The organism is Corynebacterium sp. HMSC30G07 (assembly GCF_001806945.1).
Classification (GTDB): Bacteria; Actinomycetota; Actinomycetes; order Mycobacteriales; family Mycobacteriaceae; genus Corynebacterium; species Corynebacterium riegelii.
Genome location: NZ_KV786468.1, coordinates 1 through 18724, shown reverse-complemented (window position 1 = coordinate 18724; position 18724 = coordinate 1). Strand labels below are relative to the sequence as shown.

Here is an 18724-nt window from a genome sequence, read left to right as displayed (position 1 = left end):
TCAACATGCAGATGCTGAAGAAGGCGTGGCACTGGCTGACAAGCATGCGCACCGCGCTTATCTTGCTGTTCCTGCTGGCCTTGGCTGCCATCCCGGGCGCGCTGCTGCCGCAGAGGCAGGTCAGTGCGTCGCTGGTAGATGACTATCTCAAGGCCAATCCCACCATGGGGCCGATCTACGACAGGCTGCAGTTTTTCGACGCTTTCTCGTCCACCTGGTTCGTCGCCATCGTTGTGCTGCTGATGATCTCCCTTGTGGGCTGCATCATTCCGCGTTCTGTGGATCACTGGCGTGCGTACCGCGCGAAGCCGACGCGTGCGCCGAAGTTCCTCTCTCGCATGCCGTTGCATGAGTCCGGTGTGGTGGCGGCACCGGTGGATCAGGTGAGCGCAAATACGCAAAAAGCCCTTCGCCGCTGGCACACCGCGGTCTATGAGCCGGGGGAGGACCGTGCCGGCGCGCTGTCTATTTCGGCGGAGCGCGGCTACTCGCGTGAGCTGATGAACTTGCTGTTCCACGTGGGCATTGTGGGCATGATTGTCACCTTCGCCCTTGGCAGGATGGCCTTTTATGAGGGCCAGGCGATCGTGGTCACCAACTCCGAATCCGAGCATGCGGTGCCCGTGCAAAACTCGCGTGAATTCTGCAACACCAGCCCGTCTAACTTTGATGTGTTCAGGGCCGGTTCGCTTTTCGACGGCACCGGGCTCACCCCCTTCTGCTTCGAATCCCAAAACTTCCGCTCTGATTACCTGCCGAATGGCCAGGCGTTGGGCTTTTGGTCCGACGTGACCTACACCGATGACGTGACCGCGCCGAAGGAGACGTGGGAGCAGGCAACGCTGCAGGTCAACCACCCGCTGCGCATTGGCCAGGACCGCGTCTACCTGCAGGGGCACGGGTTTGCGCCGCAGATTACGGTGACGTGGCCGAACGGGGAGTCGCGCACCCAGATGGTGCAGTTTCGCCCGACTGACCTGCAAACGTTTTTGTCCTCTGGCGTGATGCGTTTTGATCCGCCGGCAGGCATGTACCCGGATCTGATGGAACGCCGCCAGAACCAGCTGGCGTTTGAGGGCGTGTTCGCGCCAACGGCGCAGTGGACCGGTCCGAACCAGGACATGCTGCAGTCCGCCTTCCCGTCCATGGAGGATCCGGCGATGGCGGTGGAGGTGTATGTGGGCGACGCCGGCCTGGACACCGGCCGCCCGCAGAACATTTTCGTACTGGACCAGTCGCTCATTGCATCCGGCCAGCTGCAGAAGACGCAGCGCCTCACCCTTGAGCCGGGGGAGGAGGCCCGCGTGGACGTGGGCGATCCGGCCGGCCCGATCACGGTGCGTTTTGATGGCGCCGCCGAGTTTGCCAACTACCAAATCTCCCGCGACCCGTTCCAGCGCTGGGCGCTGGTGACCACGATGATTATGTTGGCGGCGCTGGCGGCGTCGTTGACCATCAAGCGTCGCCGCGTGTGGGTGCGCCTGCACCCGGAGACCACCGCGGCCGGGGAGGCCGTTACGCGCGTAGAGATCGCCGGCCTTGCCCGCACGGACCGCGCCGGTTGGGGCAGCGAGTTCGAGGAACTGGTGGGCGTGATCCTTGGCACCCACGATGAGAGCGAAGAAGAGTTCGAAGAGGGTGACCTCTAGGACGTTGCTAACAGGCCTGTGACCCGCCAAAAGGTTGGAATTGGCCTGGTAAGTGGGGTACGTTAATGCACATGCTCGTGGATACAACAATGGCCTCACTTTCGGACTTGACGTTCCGCACGGCGTTTGTCATTTACATCGCTGCGCTGCTCATGTCCTGCATCTACTACGGTCGCCTGCTTGGCATCGTGGACCTTCGCCGTGAGCGTGCAGAGCTCGCTGCACGTGCGGAGGAGAAAGTGGCCGTTGGCGCTGGTTCTTCGGTGCTGACCAAGGAGCGCCCCGAGGAGCCGGTTGATAGCGCCGCGCTGGACGCTGAATATGAAACCCGCGTGGGCAAGGCGCGCCAGTGGGCGAACATGACCCAGGCGTTGGTCTGGTTCGGTGTGACGCTGCACATTGTCGCCTTTGTTACCCGCGGCATTGCGGCGCAGCGTTTCCCGCTGGGCAACCTGTATGAGTACATCCTGTTCATGACGGCGGTGATCATGGTGACCGCGGCAGCCGTGGTGCAGCGCAAGGGCTGGCACTCCCTGTGGCCGTGGCTGCTTGCGCCGATGGTGATCACCATGTTCTTAAACTCCACGGTGTTCCACCTGCAGGCCGCTCCGGTGGTGCCGGCGCTGCAGTCCTACTGGATGCCGGTCCACGTGTCCACGGTGTCTATCGGTGCGTCCATCGGTGTTGTCTCCGGCGCGTTCGCACTGCTCTACCTGCTGCGCATGTGGCAGCCGAAGGGTGAGGAGCACGGCTTCTTCGGTGCGATTGCAAAGCCGCTGCCAAGCGCGAAGACCCTGGACACGATCACGTACAAGACGGCGATTGTGACCCTGCCGCTGTTCGGCATTGGCATCGTCTTCGGCGCGATCTGGGCTGAGGTTGCCTGGGGCCGGTTCTGGAACTGGGACGCGAAGGAAACCGTGTCCATGATCACCTGGGTGCTCTACGCGGCCTACCTGCACGCACGCGCAACCGCTGGCTGGAAAAACTCCAAGGCGGCGTGGATCAACGTCTTTGCATTGGCAATGACGGTGTTTAACATGACGTATGTGAACTTTGTTGCTGCGAGCCTGCACTCCTACGCTGGGCTGAACTAAACCATGAAGGTCCTGATTACAGGTGGGGCTGGCTATATCGGCTCCACCATCGCCAACTGCTGCGCGGACAGCGGCATCACGCCGGTGATTCTGGACGATTTTTCTACCGGCCTTCGCGCCTTCGCCCAGCGTTTTGATTACTACGAGGGCGATATTGCGGATACTGCGCTGATCCAGCGCATCACCACCGAGCATCCTGACATTGACGCGGTGATTCACTGCGCGGCGAAGATTGTCGTTCCGGAGAGCGTGGAAAAGCCGCTTGCGTATTACCACAACAACGTGGCCAAAAGCATCGAGCTGCTGCAGACCCTGGAGCGCCACGGCATCACGCGGTTCATTTTGAGCTCCACGGCGTCCATGTATGAGCCAGGCCCGGACTACATGGTGGATGAGCACAGCGCGGTCAACCCGCTGAGCCCGTACTCCGCGTCCAAGCGGATGGTGGAGCGTGTGCTGGAAGACACGCCTGTGATTACCTCCTTGTCGTTGCGGTACTTCAACCCAATCGGCGCTGACCCGCAGATGCGCACCGGCCTGCAGAACCCGCACCCCACGCACGCGATGGGCAAGATGATTGAGGCCCACACTGCTGGCGAGCCGTTTACGGTTACGGGTGTTGAGTGGCCGACTCGAGACGGCTCGGGTCTGCGCGACTACGTCCACGTGTGGGACCTTGCGCGTGCGCATGTGGCGGCGCTGCGCTTCCTCGCCGAGACTTCTCACGCCCACACCACCATCAACTTGGGCACTGGCCAGGGCACCACGGTCTTCGAACTTGCCGAGGCCTTCGGCGAGGCCACCGGCACACCCCTGGAGATCCGCACCGCCCCGCCGCGCGACGGCGATGTTGTCGGCTGCGCCACCCGCACCACCAAAGCTTTGGAGGTCCTTGGTTGGTCCCCGGAGCTTTCGCTTATCGACGGCGTACGCCACGCCCTCACCTGGTCCCAACACCACCTACCGGCGGTGTTGGACGAAGAGGAAGGGCTGCGCGGTGACTAGCAGTGGCAGTGTGGCGAAGGGGCAACCGCGCAGCCAGCCAAGAAGTCAGCCACGCAGTCAGCCGCGCAATAAGGTGGGCAAACCCGCCAGCAGCAACCCGACGTTGTTGGCGCTGGGGGAGCAGCTGGCTTCCCAGCGCCGCGAGCTTGGGCGCGTGCAGCAGGACGTTGCCAGCGCTGCTGGTGTATCCCGCTCCACGCTGCACACCATCGAGCATGGTGGTGAGGGCGTGCGCTGGGAGAAAGTCGCCGCGGTTGCTGAGGTGCTCGGCCTTCGGCTGTCGCTCACGCCCAGCTCTGGTGCCGGCGCCTAGCCCCGAAAGCCCCCTGACCAGCGCTAACCCCACCTGTCACACTGGCCTCATTGCAAACATTTCGATTTGTTACGGATGTGACTAGAAAACCGCAGGACGCTGAAAGATCTCGCATTTGTTTTCAGCGCCAGCCCACGCGCGGCGCCCGGGCAACCCCGCTACTGCCCTTCTTCGCGACGCTTCCGCCGCTCCTCTTCCTCTTTCTTACGCCGTTCCGCCTCTTCTTTCGCGCGGCGTTCCTTGAAGCGGTTCTTCTCAATGTTCCAGAGGAACTCTTCGTCATCATCAGGGCCTTTGATGGCCGGGCGTTGCTCGGGGGCGCGGGTTCCGTAGCGTTCGGCGGAACCCGGGCCGAAGGCGCGCCACATGAGGTAGACGGCAAGGATGACAAGGAGGATGAGAAGTACGCGTCCCATAGATTCCAACATTACTAGTCGTCGCATTATGGTTGGGAAGCGTGACCGATACGCAACCAACCATTGACCCGAACGCCCGCGCCCGCGCAAACAAGGCGGCCGCCATCTACGGCTTGTACCGTTTGCTGCTGTTTTTGGCGCTGACGGTGGTGATCCAGGGCGTGGCCATGTTGATTGGCGCGCCGGTGCCGTTGATTATCTCTGCATTGCTGGCGTTGATTGTGGCGTTCCCGCTGTCCATGCTGGTCTTTACCAAGCAGCGTGTGGAGGCGACGGAGGCGCTGGCGCAGTTCAAGGCCCAGCGCCAGGCGCGCAAGGATTGGATCGAGGGCGAGCTCGCCCAGCGTTAACCCAAGCCAACCCCAGCGCTAGTGCCCGAACAGCAGCGCGATCACCAGCATTGCCGGCAGTGAGAGGAATGTGGTGATGAAGACGGTGTCGCGCGCCACGGTTTCGCCGACGCGGTAGGTGGCGGTGTAGTTGTACACGTTCTGCGCGGTTGGCAGGGCGGCGAGGATGACCGCGGCGTAGAGATCGGAGCCGCTAAGCCCAAACGCGCTGCCGATGGCCCACGCCATCGCCGGCATACCCACCAGTTTTAAGGTGGAGGCAACCAGGGTTGGTACGCGCTCCTCGTGCAGGACGCCGTCGCCCTTCAGGGAGGCGCCGAAGCTCATCAGGATCAGCGGGATGGACGCACCGCCGAGGATCTCTAGCGGCGCCATTATGGGTTCGGGCACCGTCCAGCCGGAGGCGGACACCACGAAACCGGCGATAGCGGCGATGACCATCGGCGCGGTCAGGCCGGCCACGATTGCTTTCAAAGTCGCGCCTTTTTCGGCGCCGCCCCAGTTCAGGCCGGTGATGATCAGTGGGGTGAGGATTGCTACTTGGAGCACCAGGACGGGCACGGCATAGGTGGCATCCCCGATCACGTAGGTGGCAATTGGCAGTCCAATGTTGATGGAGTTGTAGTAGCTGGAGCTGGCGGCGCCGGCCATGGTTTCGGCGACTGGGCGTTTAAAAGAAAAAAAGCTCAACAGCCAGTACAAAACCATGATGCCTACGGACGCCACCGCCACCACCCCAACCACCTTGGAGTAGAACACGCTGGTATCGGATACCGCGACGCTGGAGAAAATCAGCGAAGGGGTGGCGATGTAGAACGCGATCTGGTTCAACATCAGCCGGTTGTTTTGACGAATGATGCCTTTCTGGGCAAGAAAGAAACCGGCACCAATCACCACGAAGATGATTGAGAAACCGGTTAAGACATCAAGCATGTCGGACAGCTTACGCCACTAGAAGGGCATGCCAGCCGGAGGCAGATGCATGGACCACCCGAAGTCGGCACCGCCTTCGGTGTAGGGGACCGGCTGGCCCCAGAAGTAAGCACCGAAGAAGGCCAAGCCGAGGGCTGTTGCGATTGACCAGATCAGCATCGCTTTGCCGTTCATCCCTAGTACGGGGATCAGGTCCTTGCCAGTTGCGCCGCGGCGCACAATTACTATCGACGCCACCGCAAACGGCAACGCCGCAAACCCAACAAACACCAGCGGAGTACTGAATCCAAGCAGGATGGTGACTACGAATGGGATGAGGGTGAGGACGGTAAACAGGGTTCGAGACGCAGAATCACCAATGCGCACCGCGAGGGTTTTCTTGCCGGCGGCGGCGTCCGTGCGGATGTCACGAATATTATTGGCCAGATTCACCGCGGCCGAGATCGAACCGATCGCCACGGCACACAGGAAGCCTTCGCTGGAGAGGAATCCGGTCTGCACAAACTCCGTGCCCATCACGGCGACGAGGCCGAAGAAGATGAACACGGCCAGCTCGCCAAAGCCCGCGTAGCCGTAGGGACGCGTGCCGCCCGTATAGAACCACGCCGCGGCGATGCAGATAATGCCGACCAACAGCAGCCACCACGATGAAGTTGCCGCCAGGATGAACCCGAACACCCCAGCTACACCGAACGCCACAAATGCTGCGAGCTTGACGGTTTCCGGCGGCACCGTACCTGACGCCGTCAGGCGCGCCGGGCCCGTGCGGTCTTCATCAGTACCGCGGATGCCATCGGAGTAGTCATTGGCAAAGTTCACGCCAACGATCAACGCCCAGGCCACAAGGAGCGCGAGTAGCGCCTTGCCCACGTGCGGGCCCTCAGTACCCCAGTACGCCGCGACACCCGTACCGGCGATGACGGGGGCGAAGGCGTTCGGCCAGGTGTGGGGGCGTGCGGCCTCCCACCAGTGATGCAATGCGGCGGAATCAGTCATGCACTCCATCATGCACCCAAGCGTTGCGCTGGGCTAGTGTAGTCCGCCGAGACCCAAATCGCCGCGGCGTATACCGACGAGGATGTGCAACTGTTTCGGTCGCAGTCGGTAGCGCAGTAGGAGTAAACTTTCGTCGGTGAACACTATGGCCTCTTTGAGGTGGTTCAAACCGGCGCGGTTGACCGCACTCGGTTTTATCCTGCTCATTCTCAGTGGCACCGCGTTGTTGTGTATGCCATTCGCCTCCGCCGACCGCACCACAACACCGGTGATGGATGCGTTGTTTACAGCAACGTCTGCGACGACGCTGACAGGTCTTGTCACGGTGGACACCGGTGGTCACTGGAACCTCTTCGGCCAGGTGATTGTCCTTGCCCTGATCCAGGTTGGCGGTTTAGGGATCATGAGCATCACGTCGCTCACCGGCATGCTGTTGACCGGCCGGGTGAACCTGCGCTCGCGCCACTCCACGGCAGCGGAAGGCAGGCCAATTTTAGAAGGCGGGGTGCGCGCCACTCTCGTTGCAACGCTCCTGCTCACGCTGGGGTTCGAGCTACTTGTCGCGACGGTTTTATTCTTCCGGTTCTTGCTGCACTACGACATGCCTGTCCACCGTGCGGCGTGGGAGGGGATTTTCCACGCCATTTCCGGCTTCAACAATGCCGGGTTTGGGCTGCGCTCGGACAGTCTGATCTCGTATCACACCGACGGATGGATTCTGCTGCCGTTGGCGGGCGCGCTCATGACTGGTGGACTCGGCTACCCGGTACTCTCCGAACTCATGGCGCGCCTGCGTGAGCGCATCCGTGGCATGGTGCACGGCACCCCGGTGAGTTCCCGGCGACTGTCGGTGACCACCCGCATGACGCTGACAGGTACCGCGTTTCTCGTGTTCACTGCGACGTTGCTTATCGCAGTGCTGGAATGGCAGGGGCTCTTGTCTGGCATGGCCACCGGCACGAAGCTGCTCAACGCGTTCTTTAGCGGCGTCACCCCGCGTACCGCCGGGTTCAATTCCATCGACTACGCCGACGCCCACCCGATCACGCTCATGGTCACCTACATTTACATGTTCATCGGCGGTGGTTCCGCAGGTACCGCCGGCGGTATCAAACTCACCACCGCGATTGTGCTGCTTGCCGCTATGGCAGCTGAGTTTGCTGGGCGTGACCAGACCACCGTGGGCAAACGAACCGTCCCAAAGTCGGTGGTCCGCCAGGCCATGACGGTCGCCGCCGCAGGCGTTACTGCGGTCACCCTCGGCGTGGCGGCACTGCGCGTTTTCGACCCACAATTCACCGCCGACCAGGTCATTTTCGAAGTCATTTCCGCGTTTTCGACGACTGGACTGTCCACGGGCATTACCTCGCTGCTAAGCACGCCCTCTCAACTCGTGCTGTGTCTTTTGATGTACCTCGGGCGCATTGGCCCGTTTACCCTCGTGGCGGCGCTTGCCACCCGTAACGTCGTGCGCAGGTACGACTACCCAGTAGAAAGGCCGTTCATTGGCTAACTTCCCCGGCTCCCTGTTTCGGAGCAAACAACGCATCGACATCCCGCCGGTTGTGGTCATTGGACTTGGTCGCTTCGGTGGCGCGCTTGCCCACGAACTCACCCACCACGGCGTGGAGGTCCTCGGCATCGACGCTGATGAGCGACTCGTGCGCGAGCATGCACCATTGCTTACCGACGCCATCGTGGCCGACACCACCGACCCCGAAGCCCTGCGCCAACTCGGCGTGCAAGAAGTGGAACGGGCCGTCATCAGTATCGGCTCCGCACTCGAGGCATCTATCCTCACCGCCTCGAACCTTGTGGATCTCGGCGTGCCCGATATCTGGGCCAAAGCCGACTCCGAATCCCACGCCCGCATCCTGCAACGCCTCGGCGTCGCCCACGTCATCCGCCCAGAGCACGACACCGGTCGCCGCGTCGCCCACCTGCTCGGCGGACGCTTCCAGGACTTCGCCGAACTCGCCGAAAACTACGGCGTGATCAAAATGGTCCCGCCGCGCCCCCTCATCGGCGAGCCCTGCGACGCCTCGCGTCTCTGGGACAAACACCGCGTGCAAGTGGTGTCAGTGCGTACCGGGTCGGGCCAGTGGCGCCCATTTGCATCAGGCATGGAACTGACCGCCTCTGACCTGGTCGTGCTTGCCGGTGCGCCCGACGACCTGGAGCGGTTCTCGCAGCTGTAGTTGCGCTGTTGCTGGCCGCGGTGCGGGGGAGTTGATGTATCTTGTTGTGGCATGTCGAACACACCCCGCAAGCCGATCCCCAAAGTTGCCTACGCTCCGATGCTGGGCCTGGAAACCTATGTGCGTGCACGGGTTGAAAAGGACGCGTCACACCTCGTCCAACTTCGTGCATCCGCGCTGAACCAATGTGTTTACTGCCTGGCAATGCACCGACGCGACGCAAGGAAAGACGGCTGGTCCAAGGAACGCGTCTCGCAGGCGGAGAACTGGATCGACAACCGTGAACAGTTCACCGAAAAAGAACGAGCCGTCCTCGAACTGACCGATGCAGTGACGAGAATCAACGGCGAGAGCTCCGTTCCGGATGAACTCTGGGATCACGTCGAGGAGCAGCTCGGCGAAAAGGAAGCACGAAACGTATTGATGGCGATTGTCGCAATCAACGCGTGGAACCGCATAGCCATCACCACCCGGATGGATCCACGAAGCCTTTCACGGGTCGACGCGTTTGACCTCGGTAATGAATGACAAACATTGAAGCCCTGCCCCGTTAGTCTCAGTCCATCTGCAGCACGGTGCGAAGTTCCTCGAACAGCTCCGGGCGCAGCCGGTGTATGACCGTCCTGCCCTGGCGGCTCTTTTCTAGGAGGCCGGCCTTGGTAAGCATGTTGAGGTGGTGGGAAACTGTCGGTTGGCTTAGCCCGGAGCGTTGCGTGAGTTCGCCCACGCTCATCGGCTCGCAGCCCTCTTCGGCGATTCTGGAGAGAAGTTGTAGCCGGCCGGGGTCCGCTAAAACTTTGAATAGGTCCGCGTAACGCGTCGCGTCGGCTTCGGAGAGCAGACCGGAGCCCAGTGAGCAGCAGTCGCGGTCAGTGTTTTCTGTAGGGGCGACGTAATCTTTCATGCTTCTTACCTCGTTATATTGACAGTGATAAATATGACGCTTAGTGTTCGTTTTGAATGCTGTCAATCGATAAGGATTCCAGATGGAAGACACAACCTCTCAGCCAGTAGAGCGTATGTCATTTCTTGACCGCTTCCTACCGGTGTGGATCATGCTCGCCATGGCAGCGGGCCTCGCCCTCGGCCGAACGGTGCCGTGGCTTTCGGGCGCACTTGAGAGCCTCGAAGTCGGAAGCATCTCGCTTCCGATCGCGCTCGGCCTGTTGGTGATGATGTACCCGCCCTTGGCCAAGGTGCGCTACGACAAGACCCGCGAGATTGCCACCGACAAACGGTTAATGACCGTCTCAATCATCTTGAACTGGATTGTCGGCCCCGCGTTCATGTTTGCGCTCGCCTGGATTTTCCTGCCGGATGAGCCGGAGCTGCGCACCGGCCTAATCATCGTCGGCCTCGCCCGCTGCATCGCCATGGTGCTGGTGTGGTCGGACCTGTCTTGCGCCGACCGTGAAGCCACCGCAGTGCTCGTAGCCATCAACTCGGTGTTCCAAGTGGTCATGTTCGGGGTGCTCGGCTGGTTCTACCTGCAAATCCTGCCGAGCTGGCTGGGTTTGGAGACCACCTCGGTGGAATTCTCCTTCTGGGCGATCGTGTCCTCCGTGCTGGTCTTTTTAGGCATCCCGCTGTTGGCCGGGCTGCTGTCTCGCATCATCGGCGAGCGCACCAAGGGCCGCGACTGGTACGAAAACACCTTCCTGCCCCGGATCTCCCCGCTCGCACTGATCGGCCTGCTGTACACAATCGTTCTGCTCTTCTCGTTACAAGGCGACCAGATTCTCTCCCAACCGTGGACGGTGGCACGGGTGGCGATCCCGCTGCTGTGCTACTTCGTTGGCATGTTCGCTATTGCACTTGTGGTGTCCAAGGTATCCGGGATGGGCTACGCCCAGTCCGCGTCCGTGTCTTTTACCGCGGCGGGCAACAACTTCGAGTTGGCCATTGCCGTTGCGATCGGCACCTTCGGCGCCACGTCCGCCCAGGCGTTGGCGGGCACCATCGGTCCGCTTATTGAGATCCCTATCCTCGTCGGCCTCGTCTACCTCATGCGCGGGGTCGGGCCGAAACTGTTCCCGGGCGATCCCACCTTGCCCAAGTTGTCCTAAGGAGACGTTGTGAAGCCCTCTGTCCTGTTTGTGTGCGTCGGCAACGGCGGAAGGTCTCAGATGGCGGCGGCGCTCGCCGAGAAGCACGCGGGTAGTCGGATTGGCATCCACTCCGCGGGCACTAAACCTGGCATGTTGCTGAACCAGGAATCGGTCGAGGCGATCGCAGAGGCTGGCGCCGACATGTCGCACGGCACGCCCAAACCCATCGATCCGGAACTGCTGCGCAGCGTTGATCGCGTCGTGGTGCTCGGCGAAGACGCGCAGGTAGAAATGCCCGACGACGCCCGCGGCACGCTGGAGCGCTGGCGCACCGACGAACCGTCGCTCCGCGGCATCGAAGGCATGCAGCGCATGCGCCTCGTCCGCGACGACATTGACAATCGCGTGCAGGCGCTTATCGACGAGATGTTGGGGCAGTAACTACCAAGCGGGGGGGCGACGGGTAGGAGTTTCAGTAGCTTTGTTACGAAGCGCTAGTCTAGCGCCGCGCCCGCCAGCACCTCGATGGCGTCGCGCCACGAGACGTTGCCGGTGTCGGGGGCGAAGCGGTCCGTCGTTACGAGGACGCAGCGGGACCCGGTGGGCAGGGTATCGAACGGCGCGAGCTCGCGCGCGAGCGTTGCAGGCTCAGCCACCGTGAGCGCCACCTGGACGAAGAGCGTGCGCTGACCGTCATTGGCGATGAAATCAATCTCCCCACCGGGTACCTTGCCGGTGGAAACCTGGTAGCCACGGCGGCGAAGCTCCAGATAGACCATGTTCTCCAGGTCGTGGCCGAAGTTGAACGCGCGGGAGCCGAGCAGCGCGGTGCGCAACCCCGGGTCGACGAAGTAGAACTTGCCGTTGGTGCTCAGCCACCGCTTGCCCTTCGTGTCGTAATCCCGACACTGATAAATAAGGTGCGCGTCCGACATCAGGCCGAGGTAGCGGTCCACGGTTTCACTCGACGCCTTGAGTCCCTCGTGCTTGAGGTGGCCCACGATGCGATTCGTGGACACCGGGTTGTCGGCGTTGTCGAAGAGGAAGCGGGCCACGCGCAGGAAAGCGTCGGTGTCCCTGATCTGGCCGCGCAGGCAAATATCGCGGGTGAAGATGGAATCGAAGAGTGAGGAGTTCGCCTGACGAATCACCACCGGGTCCGCGAGCTGCACCGTAGCGGGGAAGCCACCGATGGTGACCCACTCCTGAAACGCGCGATCAAGGCCCGGTCGCTCGTCCGCCGAGTAGCGGAACTCCATGAACTCCGCCAGGGAAAGCGGCAGCATCGGGATCTCGATGTAGCGCCCCGCCAAATAGGTCAGCGACTCGCCAACGAACAGGGAGGCGTTGGAGCCGGTCACGCAGATCTCCAGCTGCTCATTGAGCCGCAGTGAGTTGATCACGCGCGCCCAATCCTCCAGTTCCTGCACCTCATCGACATGGAGGTAGCGCAGGCCGGCTGCGATGCGTTCCTTGACGGCATCGTGGAAAGCGTTCGGTTCCCGCAGCGCTGCGTTGGCTTGGTCCTCGAAGTTGATCACCATGATGGCGTCTTCCGGGGTGCCGTGCTCGCGCAGGTGGCGACGGTACAACTCTAGGAGGGTCGATTTTCCGCAGCGGCGCACGCCGGTGATGATGCGCACGAAGTCGTTATCGGTGACTGCCAGCAGGTTATCCAGGTACTGCTGCCGTGGGTGCAGGACTCTCATAGATTTCGAATATACCTGAAATTCACGCCGGAATTGAGCATAGTTTCAGGTATACCTGAAATCCGGGCCAAGCAGGCTACCAGTGCATTGTGGGCCTTTGCTTTACGACGCCCCTTCGACCTGCGCCCGCAACCCATCGATAAACACGTCCACGAGCCACCCCTGCTACGCGCGAACACCTTCAGCTCCGGTCCGGACGGGGTGCCGGTGGCGGTGGCGGGGCCGGAGCCATGGTGCGCAACCGTGACGCGGTCGGCGCGATCGCGATCGGTGAGGGCGGTGCCACGGTCTACACCGCTTCCGGTAACGGTGCACCGTACGTGCAGATGCTGGGTGTTTAGTAAGCGGAACGGAACCCAGGACGCTTCACCCTTCCCGTCGACCAACTCAGGTCAGCGCGGTGACGGTGCGGGCGATGCCGGAGTACGAAGGGATCCGCCAGATTGCAATAAGAAATCCAGCCCACACTCTGAGCTTGGCTCGGAGGCGGGCTGAACGATTGACATGAACCCTAGCATGAGCGAGGCTAGTTCCGCAGGCATGAAAACTCGTTTGTATCAATTTGATAGCTGTAGCTCCCCGGAGATGTTTGTTGGGCTCCTCCGCTAAGGTAAAAACTACGTAACTAGCGGGAGGTGAGTGATGACTGTTCGAGTCGACATTGCAGCATCGACGTTGCGTTGGGCCCTACAGCGGACCGGCGTCACGGTTGAAGAACTTGCCCAAAAAAGCGATTTTCGGTTGGTCCGGCAATGGCTGGAAGGGGAGGTATCCCCGACGTTGCGTCAGGCTCAGCACTTGGCGTCGCTTGCTTGTATCCCGTTTGGATACTTGCTTCTCGACGACCCCACGGATGACCAACCGGATTTTCCAGATTTCCGCACCGTAGACAGTAAGAAAGTAACCGAGTTCAGCCCGGAATTGAAGGAAACGATTTACGCCTGTGAGCGGCGTTTGGGTTGGTACGCCGAATTTGCTCGTGCAGAAGGCATTGAGCCCCCACGTTTCGGTGGCGAATGGACATTACGTGATAACCCGGACGATGCCGTGCGTGCATTACTTCCTCAGCTCGCCGATGCTGGATGGAAGCCAGGCAGGGCGGCTACTGGTCGAGAGAATGTGCTGGAATTAGCGGAGGCAATGGAGCACTGCGGTGTCTTGGTGATGCGAAACTCCGTACTTGGAAATAACAACCACCGCAAACTCGACATCGACGAGTTTCGTGCTTTCACACTGCTCGATGGTGCTTACCCCTTGATCTTCATCAACGGCAGTGATTACAAAGTTGGGCAGTACTTTAGCCTTGCTCACGAGCTAGGCCACGTACTACTCGCTGCAGAAGGGCTCACTGGAGCCATGAACGATCATCACGATGTAGAGCGATGGTGTAACAGGTTTGCAGCTGCCCTGCTTCTGCCGCAGCATGCGTTGTTGCAGGAATGGGACAGAAATCCCGATCTGAAACACATCACTGAATGGGCATACGATGCGTACCGGGTAATCGCGGATACGACACTGTGGTCCCTTGTGGGGCAGCGCCGCCTTGGCAAACCACAAGTGCAGGAATTCCTTCGGCAACGTCCCTCGAACCCTACGCCTCCGATTGTTAGTGGAGGCGGTGACTTCTTCGTCACGTTGAAGTCTCGGCTGGGTGGCCGGTTCTTGGACACAGTAACCGGCGCATATGCAGATGGCGCAATTTCTCAAGAGGAAGCTTCGCGCCAACTGGGCATTGCAAAGACTGCGACGCTGAAGAATGCGGTTACTCGTATGCAGGAGGTCGCATAGGTGTACCTCATCGATACGAATATCGTGATCGGTGCGTTCAATCACCGTCCGCGAGACATTTTTGAATCGTACGACGAGTCCGAAGACATGGTTGTTGAAGACCTTGAGTTCAGCGACCGCAAGTTCAAGATCGACTAGGGCGATTACTTTAACTTCAAGATTCCGCTGGTATCTTCCGTCCAGTCTGCTCTGGACGTGAAGCCGGGGGCAGTCAGCGAGGCAGTGGAAGGCATGTCCGAGCAGGTCGATACCTACATCGGCAAGCTCATGAAGGACGGAGTGAAGAACTCCAACAAGGTGGGCACCCTCCCGCTCGACATTGAGAAGAAGGACGCGTACAAGACGCTGGTGGCGCTGCGTAAGAAACTCAACGCCACTTCGGTTCCGAAGACTGACCGTTTCGTGATGGTTGGCCCCGAGATGGAATCGGCGTTGCTGTACGACGAGCGCCTGGACAAGGCAGTGAACAACAGCAATCTCTTGAACGGTGAGATTGGTCGCCTGCTCGGGTTCCGCATCATTTCCGCGCCGACGGTGCCGACGGTGGCGGGCCGTGAGGTGTCATTGTGGGCCACCCGATGGCTACCGCGTTCGGCTACCAGATCACGGAGGTGGCGGAATCGTCCATGCTGCCGTTCCGTTTCACCCGTGCGATTACGGGCCTCCAGGTGTACGGCGGTTCCGTGTTCCGCCCGGAGGTGCTGGCGACGGCTGAACAGGATGTGGTGGAGCCGACCACGGCGGGTGCTACCGAGTAGACGCTAGCCCGTAGCAGGCAGCGAAGGGGGTCAGGGTGTGTGCCTTGGCTCCCTTTACCCATACCTGGATGAAGGGCACACCATGAATAATCCGTATCAGGAAGAACTACTTAACCGTCTCCGTGACCATGAGAACGCGAGGGGTGAACGTGAACTGACCCGGCTTATCAACTGGGCTACATCCGCTGTGTTGAAGTACACCGCTGTGCGGGCGCTCACTAAGACGATGATTGAGAAGTGGGTCAGAGTTAAGGCAGCAGGGTGTGTTCGATGCCGTCTAGGATCACATCGATGACGAGGTCGTAGTATTCCTCGGACATCGCTTCTTCTTCATCAGAGTGTGAGAGAGGCTCCAGGTAAGAGTTGACAATACTGGTCAGTCCAACAGATTGAGCCATCATAGGCTCAAGCCTGACAAGCATTTCGTGCAGGTTGTGGCGAGGCTGGATTTGATTGGATGCGCGCAGGTTTCTCGCTCCGATCGTGTGGATGATCGAGTTCGCGATAATTGTGTAGGCCACAGGCGAATTGTCACCAAACCCAGCTTCTTGTAGTTTGGCCCAGGCTCCATCGATCATCGGCAAAAACTGTTCGGTGAACTTGCCCCGCGCGAACCTGTCGGTAATCCCCGGATATGCTAACAATGCGGGGCGTAGATTGTGAGCCATAGCTCGAAACCAGGCTTTCCATTCAAGGTCCGGGTCGGGAACTTCAATCCCGACACATACCCGGTCTACAACAGCATCACAAATGGCTTCCTTGTTTGGAAAATAATGATAAATCACTGAGGGAACCACGCCCAGTTCACGGGCAATGTCCCGTACTGACCATCCCTCAACGCCACTGATCGCGCTTAACTGTACAGCTTGTTTGACAATCAGCTCGCGTGATAGCCCAGCCCTTCGCCCCGTTAGCACAGTGTTCATAAGGTGACCCTAACTTATTCCTTGACCCTTACTAGAACACCATTCTACAATATCCCTAAGTGAAACAGTGTTCTAGTAATGGAGTGTAGTGATGCCCGACCCTCGTAGTAATAAGCCGACACAGAGCTCTATTGATCCAGGAGCGCAAGCGAACCTGGTAGTGGGAATCGTTTTTCTCGCCTTTATGGGGCAAATGATTCTCAATCCGATCATCGCGCCACTGTCACGACAGATGGGATTGCGGGAATGGCATATTGGCGCCACTATCTCTTTGGCAGCGATTGTACTAGCGAGCTTGAGTGCTTATTGGGGGCGAGCTTCCCAACGTGTCGGCGCTAAACGTGTACTCGCGGCCGGGCTTGTGATCGCGATCATCGCTTTGAGCGCCTTCGGTATTGTCTCCTACCTGGGGATGAACCAGGTAGTTGGCGGTGTCGGACTAGTTTTTGGTGTTGTGATCACTCGTGGTTTGCTCTATGGTGGAGGGATTTCAGCGATCGCCCCGACCGCGCAAGCCCACCTGGTCACGCATGCTGCCAGCGAGAACGGGCGGGTAAAAGCACTGGGCATGATTGGAGCGGCTCAAGGGATGGCCTCCATTGTTGGAGGTGTTACTGGAGGTGTGTTAGCCGCTGCTGGTGGCCTGCTCTTGCCCTTGGTGGTCATGCCCGTTGTGATGGTGATTGGTCTGGTTGTTCTCTTGGTGAGTTTCGCACCTCAAAGCCGAGGGCAACTTTTTGCAAAGCCTCAACGGATTCGCTTCACTGATCCGCGTGTAGCTCCCTGGCTAGCAACTGGTCTGGTGATGTTTCTTGTGTTTTCTTCTGTTGCTACGATTTTTGGATTCACTGTCCAAGACCGCTTCGCCCTGTCGGCAACTGCGACCGCAGGTATTTCCGCGATTTACCTGACCATCATGGGCGTGACCATGATCATTGCCCAAGCGGTGATTGCTCCAAAGACAGGGTGGGGAGCAGCGAAGCTTTTACGTACTGGTCTGGCCATTACACTAGTTGCAACTGTGCTCATTTGGCCTACCTCCTCGCACGCTTTACTGGTTGTCGGGTGTATCGTGCTGGGGGTAGGTATGGGACTGGCGATGCCCGGGTACAACACTGGCCCAACCTTGAAGATGAGTGCAGATGAGCAAGGCGCAGTGGCTGGCATCATCAACGCTAATAATGGGTTGGCGTACGCGATTGCCCCGCTGGCTTCGACCGCCCTTTACGGGTGGAACCCGCTGGCACCCTTCGCCGTCTGTATCGCCTTGATTGCAGTGGTCGTCATCTACGCCCACACCGCACCCGCACTACGCCAATAACTATGAGCGAGCCTGAAGTAGCCGTTCCATCACGTTATCCGCAGGAGTCGGCCCCGAGTAGTCCACCAGCGAGTTGTCTTTGACGACATCGAAAATCTCGTACCAGAGCGTATTCGCCTGCTTGCTAAACGACTGAGACATGGCCACGAATGGGGACGCGATAGCTGTTAGGACCACGGATTTAGTAACACTGTGGTGAGTATCCAGTAACGCCCGAGTGAGTATCGGGTAACACCCGGGCGTTGACTATGAGCCGCTACTGCGTATTGGCTTCGAGGCGCATGTTTGGTCCTTCGAGTGTGATGATCTCAGCGCCAGCGACAAGCCGATTCAGTATCGACTCGGCGATGACAGCATCCGGGATGGACTTGTACCACTCATCGGGTGTGAACTGGGAGGTGACAATGGTTGAGCCCCGGTGTTCACGCTCAGCAAGAATGTTGAGCAGCTGGTGTGCTGTGGCAGCATCAATCGGCGTTGTTAAGAAGTCATCAAGCACGAGTACGTCTGCCAGGTGTAAGTCTTGAAGAAACTCCATGCGTGCTGTGTCATCATGGCGTAGCACCATCAGCTGGTTGGCCAGGGTGTCTGTGCGGAAGAAACGGGCAGAGTAGTCGTTTCTGCACGCAGCGGTAAGGAGTGCTTGGGCCAGGTATGTTTTGCCGACGGATGATTTGCCGAGGATGACAATGCTTTGCGCTTTTTGGCACCATTGGCAGTGAGCGAGTCTGGTGATTTGCTCTTTGTTGAGGTTGCGGCCGGGTGTGTAGGTGATGTCTTCGATACACGCATCGAGATTTGGCGATCGGGATGCTTTGAGTAATTTGTTGACTCGTCGTTCACGCTTGGCCGCGACTTCTTTATCCAGCGCGTAGAGCACTTTGTCAGAAAAGCTCCACGAGTCGAAGATGGGATCTGCTGCAATATCAATCACGGTTCGGCCAAAAGCCGTCATACGTAGATCGGTAAAGACAGGCAGGATCGATTCATCAGGAAAGCGCGCTGATGCTGATGCTGGTTGTGGCTGTGTCATGACTGTAGGGGTCCTTTCTTCGTGAGGTTTTCCATGCTGAACTGGGCAGACCCACCCAGATATGCGCCGCGGGTATCGCGTGCGTGTTCCACCGGTGGTGTTTCAGGCGGTGTTATGGCTGGCAGATCATGGCCTGTCGGGCGGGTTGATTAAACCGGCCTGGGTTGGTGAGAGGGCATGATGT

At 59.7% G+C, this 18724-nt stretch carries 21 protein-coding genes and 1 pseudogene; 14 read left to right on the top strand and 8 right to left on the bottom strand.

What is annotated here, in order from left to right; all coding sequences use genetic code 11:
- Positions 1-5: 5 nt before the first annotated feature.
- The 4 genes from HMPREF3104_RS07505 (at position 6) to HMPREF3104_RS07490 (ending at position 4064) form a co-directional block, all read left to right on the top strand.
- On the top strand, positions 6-1649 hold the full coding sequence (locus HMPREF3104_RS07505) for a cytochrome c biogenesis protein ResB (protein WP_070495027.1): 1644 nt from the start codon (positions 6-8) through the stop codon (positions 1647-1649).
- Between the two features lie 71 nt (positions 1650-1720).
- Positions 1721-2746: a c-type cytochrome biogenesis protein CcsB gene (gene ccsB / locus HMPREF3104_RS07500; RefSeq protein ID WP_070495064.1), complete on the top strand. Its 1026-nt coding sequence runs from the start codon at positions 1721-1723 to the stop codon at positions 2744-2746.
- 3 nt (positions 2747-2749) lie between these two features.
- Positions 2750-3751 (top strand): UDP-glucose 4-epimerase GalE, encoded by a 1002-nt coding sequence (gene galE / locus HMPREF3104_RS07495; protein WP_070495026.1) that lies wholly within the window; start codon positions 2750-2752, stop codon positions 3749-3751.
- A 73-nt stretch (positions 3752-3824) separates the two neighbouring features.
- Positions 3825-4064 carry a helix-turn-helix domain-containing protein gene (locus tag HMPREF3104_RS07490; RefSeq protein ID WP_246816382.1) on the top strand — a complete coding sequence of 80 codons (240 nt, stop codon included), beginning with the start codon at positions 3825-3827 and terminating at the stop codon, positions 4062-4064.
- A gap of 158 nt (positions 4065-4222) precedes the next feature.
- Here HMPREF3104_RS07490 and HMPREF3104_RS07485 read toward each other — a convergent pair whose 3' ends face one another.
- Entirely contained in the window at positions 4223-4480 is a 258-nt protein-coding gene (locus HMPREF3104_RS07485; RefSeq protein WP_070495063.1) for a hypothetical protein, read from the bottom strand.
- A 41-nt stretch (positions 4481-4521) separates the two neighbouring features.
- Between HMPREF3104_RS07485 and HMPREF3104_RS07480 the strand changes: the two genes are divergently transcribed.
- Entirely contained in the window at positions 4522-4830 is a 309-nt protein-coding gene (locus HMPREF3104_RS07480) for a DUF4229 domain-containing protein (RefSeq protein ID WP_070495024.1), read from the top strand.
- 18 nt (positions 4831-4848) lie between these two features.
- Here HMPREF3104_RS07480 and HMPREF3104_RS07475 read toward each other — a convergent pair whose 3' ends face one another.
- Together HMPREF3104_RS07475 and HMPREF3104_RS07470 are read right to left on the bottom strand one after the other, a co-directional pair.
- Positions 4849-5763 carry an AEC family transporter gene (locus HMPREF3104_RS07475; protein WP_070495023.1) on the bottom strand — a complete coding sequence of 305 codons (915 nt, stop codon included), beginning with the start codon at positions 5761-5763 and terminating at the stop codon, positions 4849-4851.
- An 18-nt stretch (positions 5764-5781) separates the two neighbouring features.
- Positions 5782-6759, bottom strand: coding sequence for a 1,4-dihydroxy-2-naphthoate polyprenyltransferase (locus HMPREF3104_RS07470; RefSeq protein ID WP_141738168.1), 978 nt, complete (start codon positions 6757-6759; stop codon positions 5782-5784).
- A gap of 145 nt (positions 6760-6904) precedes the next feature.
- Here HMPREF3104_RS07470 and HMPREF3104_RS07465 point away from each other — a divergent pair, with 145 nt between their 5' ends.
- From HMPREF3104_RS07465 to HMPREF3104_RS07455, 3 genes are read left to right on the top strand one after another with little or no spacing between them, the layout of a single operon-like run.
- Positions 6905-8272, top strand: a complete 1368-nt coding sequence (locus tag HMPREF3104_RS07465; RefSeq protein ID WP_070495021.1) for a TrkH family potassium uptake protein — start codon at positions 6905-6907, stop codon at positions 8270-8272.
- A complete protein-coding gene (locus HMPREF3104_RS07460) occupies positions 8265-8957 on the top strand; it encodes a potassium channel family protein (RefSeq protein ID WP_052205473.1) in 693 nt (230 codons plus the stop codon). The genes HMPREF3104_RS07465 and HMPREF3104_RS07460 overlap by 8 nt, the downstream gene beginning before the upstream one ends.
- A 51-nt stretch (positions 8958-9008) precedes the next feature.
- A complete protein-coding gene (locus HMPREF3104_RS07455; RefSeq protein WP_052205472.1) occupies positions 9009-9485 on the top strand; it encodes a carboxymuconolactone decarboxylase family protein in 477 nt (158 codons plus the stop codon).
- Positions 9486-9513: 28 nt separating this feature from the next.
- Here the strand turns inward: HMPREF3104_RS07455 and HMPREF3104_RS07450 are convergent, their stop codons facing one another.
- Positions 9514-9861: an ArsR/SmtB family transcription factor gene (locus HMPREF3104_RS07450; protein ID WP_070495020.1), complete on the bottom strand. Its 348-nt coding sequence runs from the start codon at positions 9859-9861 to the stop codon at positions 9514-9516.
- Between the two features lie 82 nt (positions 9862-9943).
- On the opposite strand from HMPREF3104_RS07450, the gene arsB reads away from it, so the two are divergent.
- Both arsB and HMPREF3104_RS07440 read left to right on the top strand, forming a co-directional pair.
- Positions 9944-11023, top strand: a complete 1080-nt coding sequence (arsB, locus tag HMPREF3104_RS07445; RefSeq protein ID WP_070495019.1) for an ACR3 family arsenite efflux transporter — start codon at positions 9944-9946, stop codon at positions 11021-11023.
- Positions 11024-11032: 9 nt separating this feature from the next.
- Positions 11033-11446 (top strand): arsenate-mycothiol transferase ArsC, encoded by a 414-nt coding sequence (locus tag HMPREF3104_RS07440; protein ID WP_256388265.1) that lies wholly within the window; start codon positions 11033-11035, stop codon positions 11444-11446.
- A gap of 53 nt (positions 11447-11499) precedes the next feature.
- Here HMPREF3104_RS07440 and HMPREF3104_RS07435 read toward each other — a convergent pair whose 3' ends face one another.
- Complete coding sequence (locus HMPREF3104_RS07435) at positions 11500-12714, bottom strand: ATP-binding protein (protein WP_070495017.1); 1215 nt, start codon at positions 12712-12714, stop codon at positions 11500-11502.
- Positions 12715-13356: 642 nt separating this feature from the next.
- On the opposite strand from HMPREF3104_RS07435, the gene HMPREF3104_RS12750 reads away from it, so the two are divergent.
- The 3 genes from HMPREF3104_RS12750 (at position 13357) to HMPREF3104_RS07420 (ending at position 15260) form a co-directional block, all read left to right on the top strand.
- Positions 13357-14502: an ImmA/IrrE family metallo-endopeptidase gene (locus HMPREF3104_RS12750; protein ID WP_070495016.1), complete on the top strand. Its 1146-nt coding sequence runs from the start codon at positions 13357-13359 to the stop codon at positions 14500-14502.
- On the top strand, positions 14503-14640 hold the full coding sequence (locus HMPREF3104_RS12480; RefSeq protein ID WP_168156364.1) for a hypothetical protein: 138 nt from the start codon (positions 14503-14505) through the stop codon (positions 14638-14640).
- A 428-nt stretch (positions 14641-15068) separates the two neighbouring features.
- Positions 15069-15260, top strand: a complete 192-nt coding sequence (locus HMPREF3104_RS07420) for a hypothetical protein (protein WP_070495014.1) — start codon at positions 15069-15071, stop codon at positions 15258-15260.
- Positions 15261-15508: 248 nt separating this feature from the next.
- Here HMPREF3104_RS07420 and HMPREF3104_RS12610 read toward each other — a convergent pair whose 3' ends face one another.
- Positions 15509-16186 (bottom strand): TetR/AcrR family transcriptional regulator, encoded by a 678-nt coding sequence (locus HMPREF3104_RS12610; protein ID WP_070495013.1) that lies wholly within the window; start codon positions 16184-16186, stop codon positions 15509-15511.
- A 91-nt stretch (positions 16187-16277) separates the two neighbouring features.
- Between HMPREF3104_RS12610 and HMPREF3104_RS07410 the strand changes: the two genes are divergently transcribed.
- Entirely contained in the window at positions 16278-17507 is a 1230-nt protein-coding gene (locus HMPREF3104_RS07410) for an MFS transporter (protein WP_070495012.1), read from the top strand.
- Here HMPREF3104_RS07410 and HMPREF3104_RS12085 read toward each other — a convergent pair.
- Positions 17508-17672: pseudogene (locus HMPREF3104_RS12085) on the bottom strand (terminase); the annotation flags it as partial.
- A gap of 91 nt (positions 17673-17763) precedes the next feature.
- Positions 17764-18540, bottom strand: a complete 777-nt coding sequence (locus tag HMPREF3104_RS07405; RefSeq protein WP_052205464.1) for an ATP-binding protein — start codon at positions 18538-18540, stop codon at positions 17764-17766.
- Positions 18541-18724: the final 184 nt, after the last annotated feature.